Origin of the sequence: Frankia sp. Cppng1_Ct_nod, from assembly GCF_920656135.1 — a bacterium.
GTDB classification, from domain to species: Bacteria; Actinomycetota; Actinomycetes; order Frankiales; family Frankiaceae; genus Protofrankia; species Protofrankia meridionalis.
In genome coordinates, this window is sequence record NZ_CAKKTK010000027.1 from 1 (window position 1) to 18,292 (window position 18,292).

Below are 18,292 nucleotides of genomic sequence, written 5' to 3' on the forward strand. Positions count from 1 at the left end.
GGTAGCGGGTCGGGATCTTCGTGTCGGCAACCTGCTCCACCTGCCGTTCGCTGCGGCGCCGGTACGCCACGAGGTCGGCAATGGAGATCAGCAACAGCCCGTGTTCCTCGGCGAAACGGGTGAGTTCCGGCAGGCGGGCCATGGTGCCGTCATCGTTGACGATCTCACAGATGGCACCGGCGGGACGCAGCCCCGCCAGCCGGGCCAGGTCGACCGCGGCCTCGGTGTGGCCGGGGCGCCGCAGCACCCCGGCGGCCTTGGCGCGCAACGGGAACACGTGACCAGGCTTGCTGATCTCCGCGGCGGTGGTCGACGGATCGGCCAGCAGCCTGATCGTGAGCGCCCGGTCCGCGGCCGAGATACCGGTTGTCACCCCGTCACGGGCATCGACGGAAACCGTGAACGCCGTGCCCATCCGCTCGGTGTTGTGCGGAACCATCTGATCGAGGTCGAGTCGGTCGAGATCGACGCCGTCCATGGGTACGCAGATCACCCCGGAGGTGTGCCGAATCGTGAACGCGACCAGTTCCGGCGTGGCCTTCTCGGCCGCGAAGATCAGATCGCCTTCGTTCTCACGGTCCGCGTCGTCGACGACGACGACGGGCCGTCCGGCGGCGATCGCCTCCACCGCCTCACCGATGGAGGCGAAACGTGTGTCGCCGACTGCCAGGGGCGTAGTCATGAAAGTCGTCCGCTCCCGCTCTGGATCGTGTGGGTGAAGGTCGCGGTGGTGACCTGGGCGGCGGTCAGCTTCTCGACGTACTTCGCCAGGACGTCGACCTCGAGGTTGACCCGCTCCCCCACCGCACGCCGGCCCAGGGTCGTCGCCTGCAACGTCGTCGGGATCAGGCTCACCGCGAACGAGGCCGGTCCGGACGCGGTGACGTCGACAACCGTCAGGCTGACACCGTCGACGGTCACCGACCCTTTCTCGACGAGGTAACGGTCGAGACCCGGTGGCAGGCTGATGCGAACGACCTCCCACTGGATGTCCTGGCCGACCGTGGCGCGGTCCGGGGATCCCAGCGGATCACGCAGTGATCTGTCGGGTCCGTCCTGCGCGTCACCGGAGGCACTCCCGCCGAAACTGGGTTCCCGGTCGATGACCACGCCGACACCGTCCACGTGCCCCTGCACGAGATGGCCACCGAGACGGTCGGCCAGGCGCACGGCGCGTTCCAGATTGACGGGGTCTCCGACGGACAGACCACCCAGGGCCGAACGGTCGAGCGTCTCCTGCATCACGTCGGCGGCGAATGCCTGCCCATCACCGTGCGGGAACCAGCCGGTAACGGTCAGACAGACCCCGTTGACCGCGATGGAGGCACCCTCGCTGACGTCCTCGAGCACCCTGTCGGCGCTGATGATCAGTCGGGCTGCGGCCTGGCGCAACTCGACGGCCGCGACGACGCCGAGTTCCTCGACAATGCCGGTGAACATTCCTGTCGTGCCCCCTCGTGTCGGCACCACGTCCGAGACAAGGGATGGTCACGCGGGACGCGTCCGACGTGTGGGCGCCGGACGGGGTCGGGGACAGCCCGAAGGCAGCCGGACGACACACGCCCGCGCGCGTCCTCCCATCCGGACTTTCACCGTCGGTCCCGGAATTTCACCGGATCCACCGCCCGCTGGCTGCGGACGGGTCGCGGACTGTCACCGCCGGCTCGGAGTTTCACCGACCCCGGAGCGCGCGTGCAACTGCAACTACTTGTCCGAGTGTTACACATGAAGCCTGCACAGGCGCGGGACAGGCTCTACCGGGTACCCGGTACCCGGTACCGGGCTGTCGGGACGCCGGGCGGGACCAGTCGCGGGGACGCGCCCAGCGCCTGCGCCCGCAGCGCCTCCAGTGCCGCCGCCGGGTCGGCCGCGCCGAAGACGGCGGTGCCGGCGACGAACACGTCCACCCCGGCCTGCGCGGCCCGCTCGATGGTGTCGGTGTTGACCCCGCCATCGATCTGCAGCCACAGGTCCAGGCCACGGTCGTCCAGCAGCCGCCGCGCCGCTGCGATCTTCGGCAGGACCTCGTCCATGAACTTCTGGCCCCCGAACCCCGGTTCGATGGTCATCAGCAGGAGCAGGTCGAAACGGTGCAGGTCGTCGAGGTAGTGCTCGACGGAGGTGGCGGGCTTCACGGCGAGGCCGGTGCGCGCGCCGGCCGCCCGGATGGCGTCGGTCGTGCGGGGCAGGTCATTCACGGCCTCGGCGTGGATGGTGACGTTCGCAGCGCCCCGCTCGGCATATCCGGGAGCCCACCGGTCCGGATCTTCGATCATCAGGTGGCAGTCGAGCGGCGTATCGGTTACCTTGCGCAACGCATCCACCGTGTCCGGTGAGAACGCGAGGTTGGGCACGAAGTGGTAGTCCATGACGTCGACGTGGAGCCAGTCGGCGTGCCCTTCGACCACAAGTGCCGCCTCGGCGATCCGTCCGAAGTCGGCGGCCAGCAGGCTCGGGTAAATCTGCGCTGTTGCCACCCTTCGAGCGTATCGACCGCTCCCGGCCCGTCCGACCCACCGGTGACCTCCGGCCACCGGGACCTTCGGCCTGCCACCCAGGTCGAAGCGTAGGTCGTTTCCGGCATCCCGACGGCGGTTTCCACCTACGCCCTGCGTCACCGACGGCTCAGGGGCTTGCCCGGCGCAGGATGGCGAGGAACATCGCGTCGGTTCCATGCCGATGCGGCCACAGCTGCACGAACGGGCCGTCCCCCAGGTCGTCCACCCCGGGCAGGGACGCCCGTGCGTCCAGGACGGAGACGTCGGCGCGCTGCCCGGCCACGTCCGCCACGACCTCGGTGGTCTCCGCCGGATGCGGCGAACAGGTGACATACGCGACCACCCCACCGGGACGGACCAGGTCAAGGGCGGCGACCAGCAGTTGGCGCTGCAGCGACGACAGCGTCGCGACCTCGGAGGCCGGACGGCGCCAGCGGGCCTCCGGTCGGCGCCGTAGCGCCCCGAGCCCGGTGCAGGGCACGTCCGCCAGCACACGGTCGGCGGTGCCCGGAACCAGCGGACAGCGGCGACCGTCCGCCCGTACCACGGTCACGTTCGACCGGCCGGCCACCGCACGGGCCACGAGCCGGGCACGGGCCGCCCGCGGCTCCACCGCGACGAGCCTGGTCCGCGGCAGCAGACCGGCAAGCAGCGCGGTCTTGCCGCCCGGTCCGGCGCACAGGTCGACGCTCACGCCGGTGTCCGCCCCTACGGTCAGCACCTGCGACAGCGCTGTGACGACAAGTTGGCTGCCCTCGTCCTGCACGCCGGCGCGGCCGTCGGAAACCTCGGCGAGCCGTCCGGGATCGCCGCCTGCCAGACGGACGGCGTACGACGACCACCGGCCCGGTTCGGCGTCCAGACCGGCCTGGCGTACCGAGTCCAACAGCGCGTCCCGGTCGATCAGACCCGGCCGTGCGACGAGGTGCGTGGTGGGACGCTGGTCATCGGCCTCCAGCGCGCAGCGGGTCTCGGCCATGTCACCCTGCAGGGCCGAGGCGAAGGTCTCGACCACCCACCGGGGATGGGAGGTCACCATCGCGAGATGCCCGACCGGGTCGTCGGCGTAGCTGGGCGCAGCCACGAGTGCCGCGATGTCGCCACCGGTTTCAACGACCCGGGAGGCGACCCTGCGCAGCACCGCGTTGGCGAACCGGACCGGCCGCTCGCCGCTGGTCTGGCGTACCAGGTCGACGGTCGAGGCGACCGCGGCCCGCGCCGGCACCCGAGTGTGCAGCAACTGGTAGGCACCGAGGCGCAACGCGTCGCGCACGGGCGGGTCCACCGCCTCCACCGGACGGTTCGTGGCCGTCCCGAGCAGCAGGTCCAGAACGCCCATGGCCCGTAGCGTGCCGTAGGTCAGCTCGGTGGCGAACCCCCGGTCCCTGGCGGGAAGCCGACGTTGCGCCATCAGCGCCGGCAGCAGCAGGTTCGCATAGGCACCGCGCTCGTCGACCGCACGCAGCACCTCCCAGGCGAGCATCCGCGCCGGATCCACCGGGGAGGTCTGGGGCGACCGGGCGGGCCCGGTCGCAGCGGCCCTGCTCACGCGAACCTTTCGCCGTCGGTGAGCCGGGCCCCCCGGGCCCAGGCGGCAGCGGCCATGGGCGGACGTCCCTCGGGACGCACCTCGCCCAGCAGCACGACACCGCCCCCGGTCCCGGCCGCGACCTCACCGGCACCGGCACCGGCACCCGGGAGTACGGCGACCTGCCCGGGAGCCAGCGGCGGAAACTCCGGGTCACCAGCGATGGCGGAGTCCCCCGAGGCGGTCCACGGACGCACTGGACCGATCTTGATCCTGTGGTCACGGAACGTCGTCCAGGCACCGGGCGCCGGAGTAGCCGCCCGGACCAGCCGATCAACTCCGTAAGCCGGCACGGACCAGTCGACCCGGACATCCGCGACGGTCAGCTTCGGCGCGAGCGACACTCCGTCGGATGGCTGGGGACAGGCCTCCAGCATCGCGTCCTCGATGCCGTCCAGCACCGCCAGGAGTAGCCCGGCGCCGGCGTCGGCCAGCCGGTCCAACAGGTCGCCGGCGGTGTCACGGGCGCCGACGGGCTCGGTCAGCGTCCCGTAGACCGGACCGGTGTCAAGACCTTCCTCGATCCGGAATACCGACGCCCCCGTCACCTCGTCACCGGCCAGCAGTGCGTGCTGTACCGGCGCGGCACCACGCCACGCGGGAAGCACGGAGAAGTGCAGGTTGACCCAACCGTGTTTGGGGATGTCCAGGGCAGCCCGCGGGAGCAGCGCCCCGTAGGCCACCACCGGGCAGCAGTCCGGTGCGATCTCGGCAAGGCGGGCGAGGAACTCCGGGTCACGCGGGCGGTCGGGCGTGAGGACCTCCACCCCGGCATCCTCGGCGAGGACCCGGACCGGCGGGTGGATGACCCTGCGGCCGCGGCCGACCGGACGGTCCGGGCGCGTCACGACCGCGACGACCTCGTGGCGGGGGGAATCGAGCAACCTGCGCAGGCTCGGGAGCGCCGCGGTCGGCGTACCCGCGAACACCAGCCGCATCAGGGACAACCCCGCCAGTGCCGTGCGGTACGGGGGACGAGGCCAGAAGTCACAGTTCCCAACGCTAGCAGTGGATCCACAGGGACACCCGTCACCGGGCCCAGGGTTAGCGGGCACGCCCGAACAGCGGATGCGGCGAGGCCCTCACCACCGGCGCGGCCTGCCCGGCCCACTCCGCTTCGCGGATCGCCCTCATGGCCGCCTTCTTGGTGACCCGGTCGAGCCGGTCGATGAACAGAACACCGTCCAGATGGTCGGTCTCGTGCTGAACACACCGTGACATCAGGCCGCTACCCTCGATCACGACGGGATCGCCGTAGACGTTCTGACCGACCGCCAGCACCCGCTCCGGCCGTTTCAGGTCAAACGCGAGACCGGGCAGGGACAGACAGCCTTCCTCGCCGTCCATCATCTCCTCGCTGAACGGGCCCAGTATCGGGTTGATCAGATGGCCCACCTCGTCGTCCACGTCATAGGTGAACACCCGAAGCGACACACCGAGCTGCGGCGCGGCCAAGCCGACCCCGTTCGCCTCGTGCATGGTGTCGGTGAGGTCGTCGACGAGTCTGCGAAGCTCCTTGTCGAAGGTCGTGACCTGCTCGGCGACCGTCCGCAACACCGGGTCTCCCAGCAGCCGGATATCCCGGACCGTCACTGTCGCACCTCTTCCCGCTACGCCTCTGACACGGACTTCCCCCGCGTGGCACATCCGGACAGAGCCCTTGAGCCCCACCGGCATCGCACCCCACCGGCATCGCACCATCGGTCCGGCGACCAAGGGTCGCCAGATCACGTCGCCACACCCGCGAGGAAACTCCATGCTACGGGGCGCGGGCCCCCGGACGCCCGATGAACCCCTGACCTGTCCGCGCGGGATGCGGCACATGTCACAGCAGGGCAACCGGGTCGAGCATGACCCGGACCGGCGCGGACCTGCGGGCGTCAAGCACCCCCTGTGCGGCCTTGAGCGCGACGGCGAGCAGCTGGCCATCGGCCCGTCCGACCCGGACGATGGCGCGTTCCCGCTGGTTCGGGCCGTTCACCGGGGGGCCGCCGCCCCGCGTGTCACCCGGCCTGCCCGCGGTGTCGCACGCAAGCGGGCCGAGGACGTCTGCGCCGGCGGGAAGTGACGCCGCGGCAAGCAGCTCCGCTACCGGGCCGGGAGCGCCTTCGACAACGGCGATCCGGGTCGCCGGGGGGAAACCCAGGGCGGCACGCTCGTCCGCCTCCCGCCGGATGAACCAGGCCGGGTCCCACCGTGTCAGAGCCTGTACCACCGCGAGTCCGGCGTCGCCGGTGATGACGACCCTGCCGCCGTCCGCGCAGGGCCGGGCCAGTGCCGCGGCAGCGCACCACCGTCGCAGCGCCTCCTCGGCCGCACGCAGGTCCGGCCGGCCGAGCAGCGCCCAGGTGTCGAGGAGCAGGACCGCTCCGTACCCGCCGTCCGCGACCGGCTCGGCTCCCGGCGTGGCCACCACCAGCGCGGGTCCGGCCACGACGGTCGCCAGCACGCCGTCCCGCCCGGAAGTACGGACGGTGACGCCGGGGAAGGCGCGCCCGAGTTCCTCGGCGGTCCGGCGATCACCGACCACACTCGCCCGCAGCCGGACATCCGCGCAGGACGAACACCGCCATCCCCCCACCGGACGTCCGCACCAGCCGCAGGACGGCGGACCTGAGCCGCTCGGGCGGCCCAGCGGCCCCTGGCACTGACGGCAGCGGGCCGGTCTGCGACAGCCTGCGCAGGCCAGGGACGGCTGGTACCCACGCCGCGGTACCTGCACCAGCACCGGTGTGCCCGCGGCCAACGCATCCCGGGCGGCCCGCCATGCCAGCGACGGCAGCCGCGCGGCCCGTGCCGCCGGGTCCCTGGCCTCCTCGAAGTCGGAGCCGGTGGCCTCCACCCGGGCGGCGGCGGCCCGAACCACCGGCCGTGGGGCGCTCAGGGCACCCGCCCAGCCGACGCGGACCATGGCCTCCGCCTCCGCCGACGGCGACCAGCCACCGATGATCAATCCTGACCGCTGCTGACGGGCGCGCAGCACCGCGACATCCCGGGCGTGCGGGTAGGGAGCGCGTGGCTCGGCGTGCAGATCGTCGCCGTCGTCCCACACGACGATCAGGCCGAGGTCTTCGACCGGCGCGAACATGGCCGCCCGGGTACCCACGACGACCCGGGCGCTCCCACGGCGGACCGCGAGGAAGCGCCGGTACCGCTGCGCCGGGCCCAGATCCGCGCTCAGCGCGACAAAGCCGTCCGCTCCGAGTGTGTCCGCCAGGGCGTTCGCGACCCGGTCGACGTCGCGGTAGTCGGGCACGACGACCAGCGCCCCCCGGGCGGAGGCGACCGTGGCGGCCACCGCAGCGGCCACCATCGCCGGCCAGAACGGGCCGGGAAGCGCCCACCACACCACCCGTGGACTTCCACCGGCGGCCAGGGACGTGAGCATCCGCTCGCCCTGCGGGTAGTCCGACCATCTACCCGTGGCCCACCCCACCGCCGACCGCGCATCCGGCGCCCGGAACCCGCCGTCCGGCCCGTCCGGCCCGTCCGGTTCATCGGTCCCGATGGCCGCGGCTACCCGCGGCTCCTTCTCCACCCGGGCGTGTCGAGGTGGGACGGCAAGGCGGAGAACGTCGGCGAGGCTGCCGGCGTAGCGGTCGGCCACCGCCCGGGCCAGGCTCGCGATCTCGGGCGCGAGGATGGGTTCCGCCGACACGACCCGGGTGAGGAAGGCGAGTTTTCCCGCGTGGTCCGACCGCTCGCACCGCTCCAGGACGAACCCGTCCACGAGGCGGCCGGCGAACCGGACCCGGACCCGCGCGCCCGGGACCGCCTCGGCGGCCCACTGCGCCGGAACCGTGTAGTCGAACGGCCGATCCAGATGGGCGTGGTTGACGTCCACCGCGACCCGGGCCACCGGTAGCTCGCTCGCCGGCACCTGCGCCCCCGGCCCGGTGGCCCGCACCGCACGGATGGGCTTCGGTGGGCCGCCGCAGGCCGGTGGGCGGGACGAGCCGGCCGGCGGCGGCCCACCGAAGACGCCGAGCTGTTCGGGCATGCCTGTGTAGTACCAGGCCCCTATGACAGATCCATCCAGGCACCCACGACGAACACCGCCGGGTTACCCGCGCACGGCAGCCGCCAGGGCTTCGGCGCGGGAGATCGACTCCCAGGTGAAGTCGAGCTCCGGACGCCCGAAGTGGCCGTAGGCGGCGGTCTGGGTGTAGATCGGCCGCAACAGGTCCAGGTCGCGGATGATCGCGGCTGGGCGGAGGTCGAAGACGGTGGTCACAGCATCCTGGATCTGCTCGTCCGGGACCGAACCTGTACCGAAGGTCTCGACGAACAGACCCACCGGATGGGCCTTGCCGATGGCGTAGGCGACCTGGACCTCACAACGGCGGGCGAGCCCGGCGGCGACCACGTTCTTGGCGACCCAGCGCATCGCATACGCAGCCGACCGGTCGACCTTGGAGGGGTCCTTGCCGGAGAAGGCGCCACCACCGTGGCGGGCCATCCCACCGTAGGTGTCAACAATGATCTTGCGCCCGGTGAGGCCGGCGTCCCCCATCGGGCCACCCACCTCGAATCGGCCGGTCGGATTCACCAACAGCTGGTGGCCCTCCGTCAGGATGTCGAGGGTGGCCAGCTCCGGCGTGACGACGTACTCGGCGATGTCAGGCGCGAGCAGGGTGTCGAGGTCGATGTCGGCTGCGTGCTGGGTGGACACGACAACGGTGTCGAGCCGCACCGGCCGCCCGCCGGAGTACTCGATCGTGACCTGGGTCTTGCCGTCGGGACGCAGGTAACCGACCTGACCGTCCTTGCGGACGGCCGCGAGGCGCCGGGCGAGGCGATGCGCCAGCGCGATCGGCAGCGGCATCAGCTCGGGTGTCTCGTCACAGGCGAAGCCGAACATCAGGCCCTGGTCGCCGGCGCCCTGGCGGTCCAGTTCGTCCTCGTCGGACCCGCCGACACGGGCCTCGTGCGCGGTGTCCACTCCCTGGGCGATGTCGGGCGACTGGGAACCGATCGACACGCTCACGCCACAGGACGCGCCGTCGAAGCCCTTCTTGGAGGAGTCGTAGCCGATCTCCAGTACCCGATCCCGGACGACCGCCGAGATGTCCACGTAGGTCTCGGTGGTGACCTCACCTGCGACGTGGACCTGGCCGGTAGTAATCATGGTCTCGACCGCGACCCGGCTACGCGGGTCATCTTTGATCATTGCATCGAGAATCGAGTCGCTGATCTGGTCGGCAATCTTGTCCGGATGCCCCTCGGTAACGGACTCGGACGTGAACAGGCGCGTCGCCACGTTATGACCCCCTGGGAGATCCAGTGTGATTCCGGCGAAGTCTACCGACGGGTACCGACCGCCACCCCGGCATCCGGACCATCACGGACCGCGAGTCGGGTCACCACCAGATCGAGCACCCGGTGCGCGAGAAGATCCTTGCTGGTCCGTTCGATCATGGTCTCGCTACCGTCCGCACCGAGCACCACCGCGGCGTTGTGGTCGACCTCGAAACCGAGCCCGTCGCCGACCTGGTTGACAACGAGCAGGTCGGAGCCTTTGCGGGCGAGCTTCTCCCGACCGAGGTCCAAAACGTCGACGCCCGGCCCGCCGGTCTCGGCTGCGAAGCCGACCAGTACCTGGCCGGGTCGACGGGCGGCGACCAGCTCCGCCAGCACATCCGGGTTACGGACAAGCGCGACCGGCTCGGGGTCACCGTCCGTCTTTTTAATCTTGTAAGTCGCGCGGGCGACAGGTCGGAAGTCGGCGACCGCCGCCGCCATGATGACCACATCCGCCTGCGCCGCCTCCGCGTGCACGGCCGCCCGCAGCTGCTCGGTGGACACCAACCGCACGGTGCGGGCTCCGGCGACGTCCGGGAGTGCCACGTTCGCCGCCACCACGACGACGTCCCCCCCGCGGGCGATGGCCGCTCTGGCCAGCGCCTGACCCTGCCGGCCGCTGGAGGAGTTACCGAGGAAACGGACCGGGTCGAGATGCTCCCGGGTGCCACCGGCACTGATCACGATCCGCCGACCGGCGAGATCCGGGGCCGGACCGGCCGCGAGACCGTCCCCGCCGCGAGCGAGAACGGCCCGGGCCAACGACGCGATCTCCGCCGGTTCCGGGAGCCGGCCGGCGCCGGAGTCCGCACCGGTCAGCCGGCCGACAGCCGGGTCGATGACCACACAGCCGCGAGCCCGCAGCGTCGCCACGTTGGCACGGGTCGCCGGGTGTTCCCACATCTCGGTGTGCATCGCGGGGGCGAACACGACCGGACATCGCGCGGTGAGCAGGGTGGCGGTCAGCAGGTCGTCCGAGCGTCCGGTCGCGGCACGGGCCAGCAGGTCCGCGGTTGCCGGGGCGATCAACACCAGGTCGGCCTCGCGGCCGAGCCGGACATGCGCGACCTCGGCGGCGTCCGTCCAGACGTCGGTGGCCACCGGATGGCCGGACAGCGCGCTCCAGGTGGGCTCGCCGACAAAGCGCAGCGCCGAGGCCGTCGGTACGACCCGGACGTCATGCCCGGTCTCGGTCAGCTGACGCAACACCTCGACCGCCTTGTAGGCGGCGATCCCGCCGGCCACGCCCAACACGACGCGGGGGCGCCGAACGGTGCTGCCCGATGCGGCGTCGGTCATGTCCGCAACCCTGTCATACCGGAAACCATGCCATGCCCGGTGCCTGATCCGCGGCCGGCATTCGGTACATCCAGACGCCGTCAGGATGCCGGCGGCAAGGGCTCACTGACGGTCTCGTGCGTCAACAGCCCCGCATTGATCTCACGCAGGGCGATGGACAACGGCTTCTCCTGCGCGCTGGCGGTCTCGACCAGCGGGCCCACGTACTCCAGCAGGCCCTCGCCCAACTGCGAGTAGTAGGCGTTGATCTGACGGGCACGCTTGGCGGCGTAGATCACCAGGCTGTACTTGGAGTCGGTGGCTTCGAGGAGCTCGTCGATCGGCGGGTTGGTGATGCCTTCGGGATGCGCGGCAGTGCCGGACACGGTGTCCTTCCGGAAAAACACGGGCGGCTGCCGGCTCGAAACGAGCTGGCTGCCAGGGTGGGCAGGAGAGGTTGACGGTTCGTCTGGTCATGCGCCGAGTGCCACGAGTCGAGGCCCCGGGCCATCCCAGTATGAGCTTCCAGAGTAGCGCCGCCTTCGGCCGGCATCACCGACAAGGCCTCCGGCGGCGCCCAAGAACGACGATCGCGCCGCCTTCGCCCGGTGCCCGGGACAGTCCCCGCGTCAGCCGGCTGCGACGAGTGACACGAGGCGTTCCGCAGCCGCCGTCACGTCATCGTTGACGACCACCGCGTCGAACTCGGTCTCGGCTGCCAGCTCGATGCGCGCCCGGTCGAGCCGGCGTATGATCACCTCTGTCGGTTCCGTGCCCCGTCCGGTGAGCCTGCGCACCAGTTCCTCCCAGGACGGTGGAGCGAGGAAAACGAACCGCGCGTCGGGCATGACGGCGCGCACCTGGCGGGCACCCTGCAGCTCGATCTCCAACAGGCACGGCACCCCCGCGGCCAACCGCTCTCCCAACGGCGCGCGGGGCGTCCCGTAGGCATGACCGGCGAACATCGCATGCTCAAGAAGTTCACCTGTCTTGACCATTTGGGCGAACTCCTCGGCATCGACAAAGTGATACTCCACCCCGTCGGTCTCCCCGGGCCGGGGTGCACGAGTCGTGCAACTGACCGAGACCCAAACCTGAGGGTGGCGTCGACGCACCTCGGCGACGACGGTCCCTTTACCGACACCCGACGGGCCGGACAGAACTGTGAGCCGCATCAGCACACCTTAGTGGTCGGCGCCGGAAGTTCGTCCAGGGTCTGCCGGCGCCAGGCGGCGCCTCGCATCGTTGTCGTTGGCCCAGGTAGAACACCGCTACCTGGGCCTCCTCCGCCTTGCGACGCATCCACCTGACATCCGACACCCCCCGAACAACTTACGAGCGCCGACCACTTAGAGCCTGCCTGGTAGCGCGTCGGACACCAGTGCGCCGCACGATGACTTACCTGGTTAGTTAGACATCACGCGGGTTGTTAGGACAGAGCTCCGGTGCATCCGCAAAGAAACGCGGTCGGTGCGGCGTCCCGGTCATGGGGCGAGGTTCTCAACCATGACCGGGACGCCGCACCGACCCGACAGCACCCAGGGAGGTGCGTCACACGCCTGTCGAACACTGGTGTGGATCAGGAACTCGCAAACTCCTGCACCAGCGCGGCACGCTGTTTGGCACCAAGGCCTCGAAGCCGGCGACTGTCGCTGATCGCCAGCCTCTCCATGATCCTTGTGGCGCGGACGCGGCCGACGCCTGGCAGGGATTCGAGAACTGCGGCCACCTTCATCTTTCCGATGACCTCATCGGTATCGGCTCTCTCCAGGACGGATGCAAGAGACACTTCCGCCTTCTTGAGCCGCTCCTTGAGTTCTGCACGCTGCTTACGCGCCAACGCAGCTTTCTCGAGGGCAGCAGCCCTCTGCTCGGGCGTGAGGGGCGGCAGGGGCACGGGTACGCCTCCTTCTTTCGGGTGATCGCGGCGCCGCGCAAACTAACGAGTAACGGGCGTCTCGGTCCAGCCGGTAGTACGGGCACATCCACGGACTATTGTCCACAGAACAGCACCCACACGTCCGAACGAATCGGGTTGCTTGCTCCCGTACCGTTTACTTTCGGTCGTTCGCGGACCCACCGTACCGGGCAGATCCGCCTGAGATGGCCCGACCGGGGCCTCTGTGACATCACACCAGGTCAGCGGCACTGTGATGGTGTCAATAACTAGTCAGAAACCGAGCAGCCGATGCACCTGGATCGCTCGAAGCAGTGATCGGACGCCCTACCACAAGGAGATCGGAGCCTGCCTGGAGCGCCTCCGCGGGTGTGGCTATACGCGCCTGATCGTCGCTGCCGGCACCCCTCGAACGAACTCCGGGCGTGATAAGAGTCACATCACTTCCGACCTCCGCGCGCACCGCGGAGACCTCCATCGGGCTGCACACCACCGCTCGGGCCCCGGCCCCCACAGCCAACACCGCAAGCCTGCGGACGATGTCGACAGGGGCCCCGCCGAACCCCAGCGAGGTCAGCTCGTCACCACCCAGGGACGTCAGGACGGTCACCGCGGCGATCTCGACATCCGGGGCGGCGTCAACCGCCGCCCGGACCATCGCCGCGCCGCCAGCAGCGTGGACCGTCACATACCGGGGCTTCAACCGGGCCACCGACCGCAGTCCACCGGCCACCGTGTGGGGGATGTCATGCAGCTTGAGGTCGAGGAAGAGCCCGATCCGGTCCCGCCCGGCCGGGCGGGCTCCTCCGGCCGGGCGGGCTCCCGACTCGCCTCCGACGGCATCCCACAGCGCGGCCACGATGTCCGGTCCCTCGCGGTGGAACAACTCCAACCCGACTTTCAGGACGGCTACGTGCGGCGCCACCGCACGGGCCAGGCGCAGCGCGGCCGGCCCGTCGGGCACGTCCAACGCGACCGCCACCGGCGGACGCGACGTCCACGCGTCCAGCCGGGTCCGCGGGTGCGTCGTCAACCCGTCGTCCAAGGGGTTGCAGCCGGTGCGACCGGACCCACGCCCTTCGTGATGACACTGTTCACGGCAGGGCCTTCCGTCACAGGACGCTCCGGACCGGCCGGTTCCTGGCCGACCGCCGACCATGAACCGGCCGGTGAGGTGTCCGTCCACCCGGCCCGCAGCTCCGTGTGGAAGCTCTGTAGCGGCATCACACCGATCTCGCCCCGTACCAGGGCTTCAATACCCTGCACACAGGCGGCCGCGCCCTGGATCGTGGTGATGCACGGCACGCCGATCGCCACGCACGCCGTCCGGATCTCATAGCCGTCCAGTCGCGGCCCGACACCCCACGGCGTATTGATCACCAGATCGATCTGACCGGAGGTGATCATTTCAACGCAGTCGGTCAGGGTGGAACTGGGCGCGGAATGCTTGCCGAGGATGACCGCCTTCACCCCGTTGCGGCGCAGCACCTCCGCGGTTCCCTCGGTGGCGTACACGACGAACCCGAGATCCGCCAGACGCTTGATCGGAAAGATCATCGCACGCTTGTCGCGGTTGGCCACCGAGACGAACACCCGACCGTAGGTGGGCAGCGACGCGTAGGCGGCAGCCTGTGACTTGGCGTAGGCGATACCGAAACCCGCGTCGATGCCCATGACCTCGCCGGTGGACTTCATCTCCGGTCCGAGCACGGTGTCCACGCCGCGCCCGCCCGAGTCCCGGAACCGACCGAAGGGCAGAACCGCCTCCTTCACGGCGATGTGGGAGTCCAACGGCAGGGTCGCACCGTCACCGCGGGGCGGCAGCAGCCCCTCCGCGCGCAGCTCGGCCACTGTCGCGCCCAGCATCACCCGGGCCGCCGCCTTCGCCAGCGCCACCGCGGTCGCCTTCGACACGAACGGCACGGTTCGCGACGCCCTGGGATTCGCCTCCAGCACATACAGGACGTCGGACTGCAACGCGTACTGGACGTTGAGCAGGCCCCGCACGCCCACCCCCTCGGCGATCAACCGGGTGGACTCCCGGATCCGCTCCAGATCGGCCCGGCCCAGTGTGATCGGTGGCAGCGCGCACGCCGAGTCGCCGGAGTGGACCCCGGCCTCCTCGATGTGTTCCATCACGCCGCCCAGGTACAGGTCGGTCCCGTCGTAGAGGGCGTCCACGTCGATCTCGACCGCGTCGTCGAGGAACCGGTCGACCAGCACCGGGTGCTCGGGGGAGATCTGGGTCGCACGCTCGATGTAGGCGCGCAGCATCCGGTCGTCGTAGACGATCTCCATCCCGCGCCCGCCGAGGACGTAGGACGGGCGCACCAGCACGGGGTAACCGATCCGCTCGGCCACGGTCCGGGCCTCAGCGTAGGAGGTCGCCACGCCGTGCGGCGGCGAGGGCAGACCGGCCAGGGTGAGCACCCGGCCGAACAGGCCACGGTCCTCGGCCAGGTGGATCGCGCGCGGGGGCGTCCCCACGATCGGGACATCGGCGGCGGCGAGTGCCGCGGCGATGCCCAGCGGGGTCTGCCCACCGAGCTGGACGATCACTCCGACCAACGGCCCGGCCTGCCGTTCGGCATGGACGACCTCCAGGACGTCCTCGACGGTGAGCGGCTCCACGTAGAGCCGGTCGGCGGTGTCGTAGTCGGTGGAGACCGTCTCCGGATTACAGTTGATCATAATCGTCTCGTAGCCCGCGTCCGACAGCGCCATCACCGCGTGGCAGCAGGCGTAGTCGAACTCGATGCCCTGGCCGATCCGGTTCGGCCCGCTGCCCAGCACGATCACCCGCGGTCGGTCGCTGGCGACGACCTCGGTCTCCGAGTCGTAGGACGAGTAGTGGTACGGGGTGGCCGAGGCGAACTCGGCCGCGCAGGTGTCGACGGTCTTGTAGACGGGCCGGATGCCGGCACGGTGCCGGAACGTGCGGACCACGTCCTCCTTCGTGTCGAGCACCTCGGCGAGCTGCGCGTCGGAGAAGCCCGCCCGCTTCGCCCGCAGGATCCCGTCCGAGTCACGGCTGGTGGTCGCGGCGATCTCGTTGAGATACGCGATCTGCTCCACGAACCAGGGATCGATGCCGGTGACCTCGGTGACCCGGGCCGGCTCCGCCCCGGCCCACAACGCCTGCTGCACCGTGCGCAGCCGCCCGTCATGCGGGATACGGGCCCGCTCCAGCAGTTCGTCGGCATCCCCGGAATCACCCGCGAAGGAGAACACCACTGACGGCTGCTCCAGTGAACGCAGCGCCTTCTGCAACGCTTCCGCGAAGCTGCGCCCCATCCCCATGGCCTCACCGACCGATTTCATCGTGGTGGTAAGCGTCGGGTCCGCCCCGGGGAACTTCTCGAAGGCGAAGCGGGGCACCTTCACCACGACATAGTCCAGCGTCGGCTCGAAGGCGGCCGGCGTGGTGCGGGTGATGTCGTTGGGGATCTCGTCGAGGGTGTACCCGAGCGCGAGCTTCGCGGAGATCTTCGCGATGGGGAAACCGGTAGCCTTCGAGGCGAGCGCCGACGACCGCGAGACCCGGGGGTTCATCTCGATCACCACGAGCCGCCCGGTCGCCGGGTCCACGGCGAACTGGATGTTGCAGCCGCCAGCGTCCACGCCGACCGCCCGCATGACGGCAATGGCCATGTCCCGCATCCGCTGGTACTCGCGGTCGGTCAGCGTCATCGCCGGTGCGACCGTCACCGAATCGCCGGTGTGGACGCCCATCGGGTCTATGTTCTCGATCGAGCAGACCACAACGACGTTGTCGGCGCGGTCGCGCATCAGCTCGAGTTCGAACTCCTTCCAACCGACGACCGACTCCTCGACGAGCACCTCCGACGACGGGCTCGCGGTTATGCCGTCCACGGCCATCCGGCGCAACTCGTCCGGGTCGTGCGCGAAACCGCTCCCCGCGCCTCCGAGGGTGAAGCTCGGACGCACCACCACCGGATAGGAGAACTCCTCGGCGGCGTCGAGGCACTCCTGCGGCGTCGTGCAGATGGCACTGCGCGCGGTCTCGCCTCCGACGGAGGCCACGATGTCCTTGAAGGCCTGACGATCCTCACCCGCGCGGATCGCGTTGATGTTCGCGCCGATCAGACGGACGCCGTAACGGTCGAGGACACCCGCCTCGTGCAGTGCGACCGCGGTGTTCAGCGCGGTCTGGCCGCCCATCGTCGCGAGCAGCGCATCCGGGCGCTCCCGATCAATGATCTTGGTGACCATGTCGACGGTGATCGGTTCGATGTAGGTGGCGTCGGCCAGGTCCGGGTCCGTCATGATCGTGGCGGGGTTGCTGTTGACCAGCACCACCCGCAGGCCCTCGGAGCGCAGCACCCGGCAGGCCTGCGTCCCGGAGTAGTCGAACTCGCACGCCTGACCGATGACGATCGGCCCTGATCCGATGACCAGGACGCTGGTCAGATCCTCTCGCCGCGGCATCAGCGCATGACCTCCCGTCCGCGTCCCTGTGTATCCGGCCCACTGCCTCGCACGCCGGGTCGCGCGCCGTCCTGCCCGCCGGGTCGCTTCCGGGCCCTCACCGGTAGGCCGCCATGAGATCGCGGAAGCGTCCGAACAGATCCTGGGCGTCGTGGGGGCCAGGAGCCGCCTCGGGATGGAACTGGACGCTGAAGGCGGGCACGTCCAGGCAGGCCAGGCCCTCCACCACGCCGTCGTTCAGCGACACGTGGCTGACCTCCACCCGTCCGTAGGGAGTCTCTGTGACGCCTTCCAACGGTGCCCGGACGGCAAATCCGTGGTTGTGGCTCGTCACCGCGATCCGGCCGGTCGCGGCGTCGGCCACCGGCTGGTTCAGCCCGCGGTGACCGTAGGCCAACTTGTACGTGTCGAAGCCGAGCGCCCGGGCCAGCACCTGGTTACCGAAGCAGATACCGAAGACCGGGATCCCCGCGTCAAGCACCGCGCGCACCGCGGCGACCTCGTGGTCCGCGGTCGCCGGATCCCCCGGACCGTTCGACAGGAACACGCCGTCCGGAGCGAGACCGACGAGCACGTCACCGCCGGTGCGGGCCGGTAGGACATGAACCTCGCAGCCGAGGGCCGCCAGTGACGCCGGTATCGACCGCTTCATCCCCAGGTCGAGGGCGGCCACCCGGAACAGCGGCTCACCGGTCCCGGCCGCCACCACATAGGGCCGTTCCGTGCTGACCTGCGGTGCCAGGTCCGCGCCGACCATGCTGGGGCTCGCGCGTACCCGTTCCAGAAGCTTGCCCTCGTCATCGGAGGCGGCGCCGATACCGCACCGCATCGCCCCGCGTTCCCGCAGGTGGCGGGTGAGCGCCCGGGTGTCGACACCGCTGATACCCACCACCCCGGCCGCCCGGAGGTCCTCGTCCAGGGTGCGCTGCGCCCGCCAGTTCGAGGCGATCCGGCTCGGGTCGCGGACCACGAAGCCGGCGACGTGGATCTTCTCCGACTCGTTGTCGTCGTCGTTCATCCCGGTGTTACCGATGTGCGGGGCAGTCATGACCACGATCTGCCGGTGGTAGGACGGGTCGGTCAGGGTCTCCTGGTATCCGGTCATGCCGGTGGCGAAGACAGCCTCACCGAACGCCTCCCCCGACGCGCCGAACGCCTCCCCGACAAAGCTGCGCCCGTCCTCCAGCATCAGCCGCACGGCCTGGGGACGCGCACCACGACGGCCAGCCGCCTGCGCCGGGGACTCAACCGGTTCGCTCCCGCCGTCCGCCAGCCCGGCGG

The 18,292-nt window shown here is 70.3% G+C and carries 15 protein-coding genes and 1 riboswitch; all 15 genes read right to left on the reverse strand.

Features of this window, described 5'->3' with window-relative positions; genetic code table 11:
* Positions 1-682: 3,4-dihydroxy-2-butanone-4-phosphate synthase (gene ribB / locus NBW77_RS10245; RefSeq protein ID WP_250279622.1), on the reverse strand; the 682-nt coding region annotated here is incomplete at its 3' end.
* Positions 679-1,440 carry a riboflavin synthase gene (locus tag NBW77_RS10250; protein ID WP_131747609.1) on the reverse strand — a complete coding sequence of 254 codons (762 nt, stop codon included), beginning with the start codon at positions 1,438-1,440 and terminating at the stop codon, positions 679-681. The genes ribB and NBW77_RS10250, both read right to left, overlap by 4 nt.
* A gap of 125 nt (positions 1,441-1,565) precedes the next feature.
* Positions 1,566-1,694, reverse strand: a riboswitch (FMN riboswitch).
* 60 nt (positions 1,695-1,754) lie between these two features.
* Positions 1,755-2,477, reverse strand: a complete 723-nt coding sequence (gene rpe / locus NBW77_RS10255; RefSeq protein WP_131747575.1) for a ribulose-phosphate 3-epimerase — start codon at positions 2,475-2,477, stop codon at positions 1,755-1,757.
* 148 nt (positions 2,478-2,625) lie between these two features.
* Positions 2,626-3,981, reverse strand: coding sequence for an RsmB/NOP family class I SAM-dependent RNA methyltransferase (locus NBW77_RS10260; RefSeq protein WP_131747611.1), 1,356 nt, complete (start codon positions 3,979-3,981; stop codon positions 2,626-2,628).
* A 62-nt stretch (positions 3,982-4,043) separates the two neighbouring features.
* Positions 4,044-5,024 carry a methionyl-tRNA formyltransferase gene (locus NBW77_RS10265; RefSeq protein ID WP_250279623.1) on the reverse strand — a complete coding sequence of 327 codons (981 nt, stop codon included), beginning with the start codon at positions 5,022-5,024 and terminating at the stop codon, positions 4,044-4,046.
* 106 nt (positions 5,025-5,130) lie between these two features.
* Complete coding sequence (def, locus tag NBW77_RS10270; RefSeq protein ID WP_131747576.1) at positions 5,131-5,679, reverse strand: peptide deformylase; 549 nt, start codon at positions 5,677-5,679, stop codon at positions 5,131-5,133.
* A 232-nt stretch (positions 5,680-5,911) separates the two neighbouring features.
* On the reverse strand, positions 5,912-8,086 hold the full coding sequence (locus NBW77_RS10275) for a primosomal protein N' (RefSeq protein ID WP_250279624.1): 2,175 nt from the start codon (positions 8,084-8,086) through the stop codon (positions 5,912-5,914).
* 63 nt (positions 8,087-8,149) lie between these two features.
* Positions 8,150-9,346 carry a methionine adenosyltransferase gene (gene metK / locus NBW77_RS10280; protein WP_250279625.1) on the reverse strand — a complete coding sequence of 399 codons (1,197 nt, stop codon included), beginning with the start codon at positions 9,344-9,346 and terminating at the stop codon, positions 8,150-8,152.
* A 41-nt stretch (positions 9,347-9,387) separates the two neighbouring features.
* Complete coding sequence (coaBC, locus tag NBW77_RS10285) at positions 9,388-10,686, reverse strand: bifunctional phosphopantothenoylcysteine decarboxylase/phosphopantothenate--cysteine ligase CoaBC (RefSeq protein ID WP_131747577.1); 1,299 nt, start codon at positions 10,684-10,686, stop codon at positions 9,388-9,390.
* An 80-nt stretch (positions 10,687-10,766) separates the two neighbouring features.
* Complete coding sequence (gene rpoZ, locus NBW77_RS10290) at positions 10,767-11,051, reverse strand: DNA-directed RNA polymerase subunit omega (RefSeq protein ID WP_131747578.1); 285 nt, start codon at positions 11,049-11,051, stop codon at positions 10,767-10,769.
* A gap of 243 nt (positions 11,052-11,294) precedes the next feature.
* Positions 11,295-11,840 carry a guanylate kinase gene (gene gmk, locus NBW77_RS10295; RefSeq protein ID WP_250279626.1) on the reverse strand — a complete coding sequence of 182 codons (546 nt, stop codon included), beginning with the start codon at positions 11,838-11,840 and terminating at the stop codon, positions 11,295-11,297.
* Positions 11,841-12,244: 404 nt separating this feature from the next.
* Positions 12,245-12,562 carry an integration host factor, actinobacterial type gene (mihF, locus tag NBW77_RS10300; RefSeq protein ID WP_013874509.1) on the reverse strand — a complete coding sequence of 106 codons (318 nt, stop codon included), beginning with the start codon at positions 12,560-12,562 and terminating at the stop codon, positions 12,245-12,247.
* Positions 12,563-12,824: 262 nt separating this feature from the next.
* Positions 12,825-13,595 carry an orotidine-5'-phosphate decarboxylase gene (pyrF, locus tag NBW77_RS10305; RefSeq protein WP_250279627.1) on the reverse strand — a complete coding sequence of 257 codons (771 nt, stop codon included), beginning with the start codon at positions 13,593-13,595 and terminating at the stop codon, positions 12,825-12,827.
* Positions 13,592-17,011, reverse strand: coding sequence for a carbamoyl-phosphate synthase large subunit (carB, locus tag NBW77_RS10310; RefSeq protein ID WP_131747579.1), 3,420 nt, complete (start codon positions 17,009-17,011; stop codon positions 13,592-13,594). Before carB ends, pyrF begins: the two co-directional genes overlap by 4 nt.
* Before the next feature lie 97 nt (positions 17,012-17,108).
* Positions 17,109-18,200 carry a glutamine-hydrolyzing carbamoyl-phosphate synthase small subunit gene (gene carA / locus NBW77_RS10315; RefSeq protein WP_242605966.1) on the reverse strand — a complete coding sequence of 364 codons (1,092 nt, stop codon included), beginning with the start codon at positions 18,198-18,200 and terminating at the stop codon, positions 17,109-17,111.
* Positions 18,201-18,292 lie beyond the last annotated feature (92 nt).

Bases quoted from the DNA above. Each gene is read 5' to 3' on its own strand.
- coaBC (WP_131747577.1), bottom strand. From the start codon at position 10,686: ATGACCGACGCCGCATCGGGCAGCACCGTTCGGCGCCCCCGCGTCGTG.
- NBW77_RS10265 (WP_250279623.1), bottom strand. From the start codon at position 5,024: ATGCGGCTGGTGTTCGCGGGTACGCCGACCGCGGCGCTCCCGAGCCTG.
- carB (WP_131747579.1), bottom strand. From the start codon at position 17,011: ATGCCGCGGCGAGAGGATCTGACCAGCGTCCTGGTCATCGGATCAGGG.
- NBW77_RS10275 (WP_250279624.1), bottom strand. From the start codon at position 8,086: ATGCCCGAACAGCTCGGCGTCTTCGGTGGGCCGCCGCCGGCCGGCTCG.
- carA (WP_242605966.1), bottom strand. From the start codon at position 18,200: ATGCTGGAGGACGGGCGCAGCTTTGTCGGGGAGGCGTTCGGCGCGTCG.
- gmk (WP_250279626.1), bottom strand. From the start codon at position 11,840: ATGCGGCTCACAGTTCTGTCCGGCCCGTCGGGTGTCGGTAAAGGGACC.
- NBW77_RS10250 (WP_131747609.1), bottom strand. From the start codon at position 1,440: ATGTTCACCGGCATTGTCGAGGAACTCGGCGTCGTCGCGGCCGTCGAG.
- NBW77_RS10260 (WP_131747611.1), bottom strand. From the start codon at position 3,981: ATGCTCGCCTGGGAGGTGCTGCGTGCGGTCGACGAGCGCGGTGCCTAT.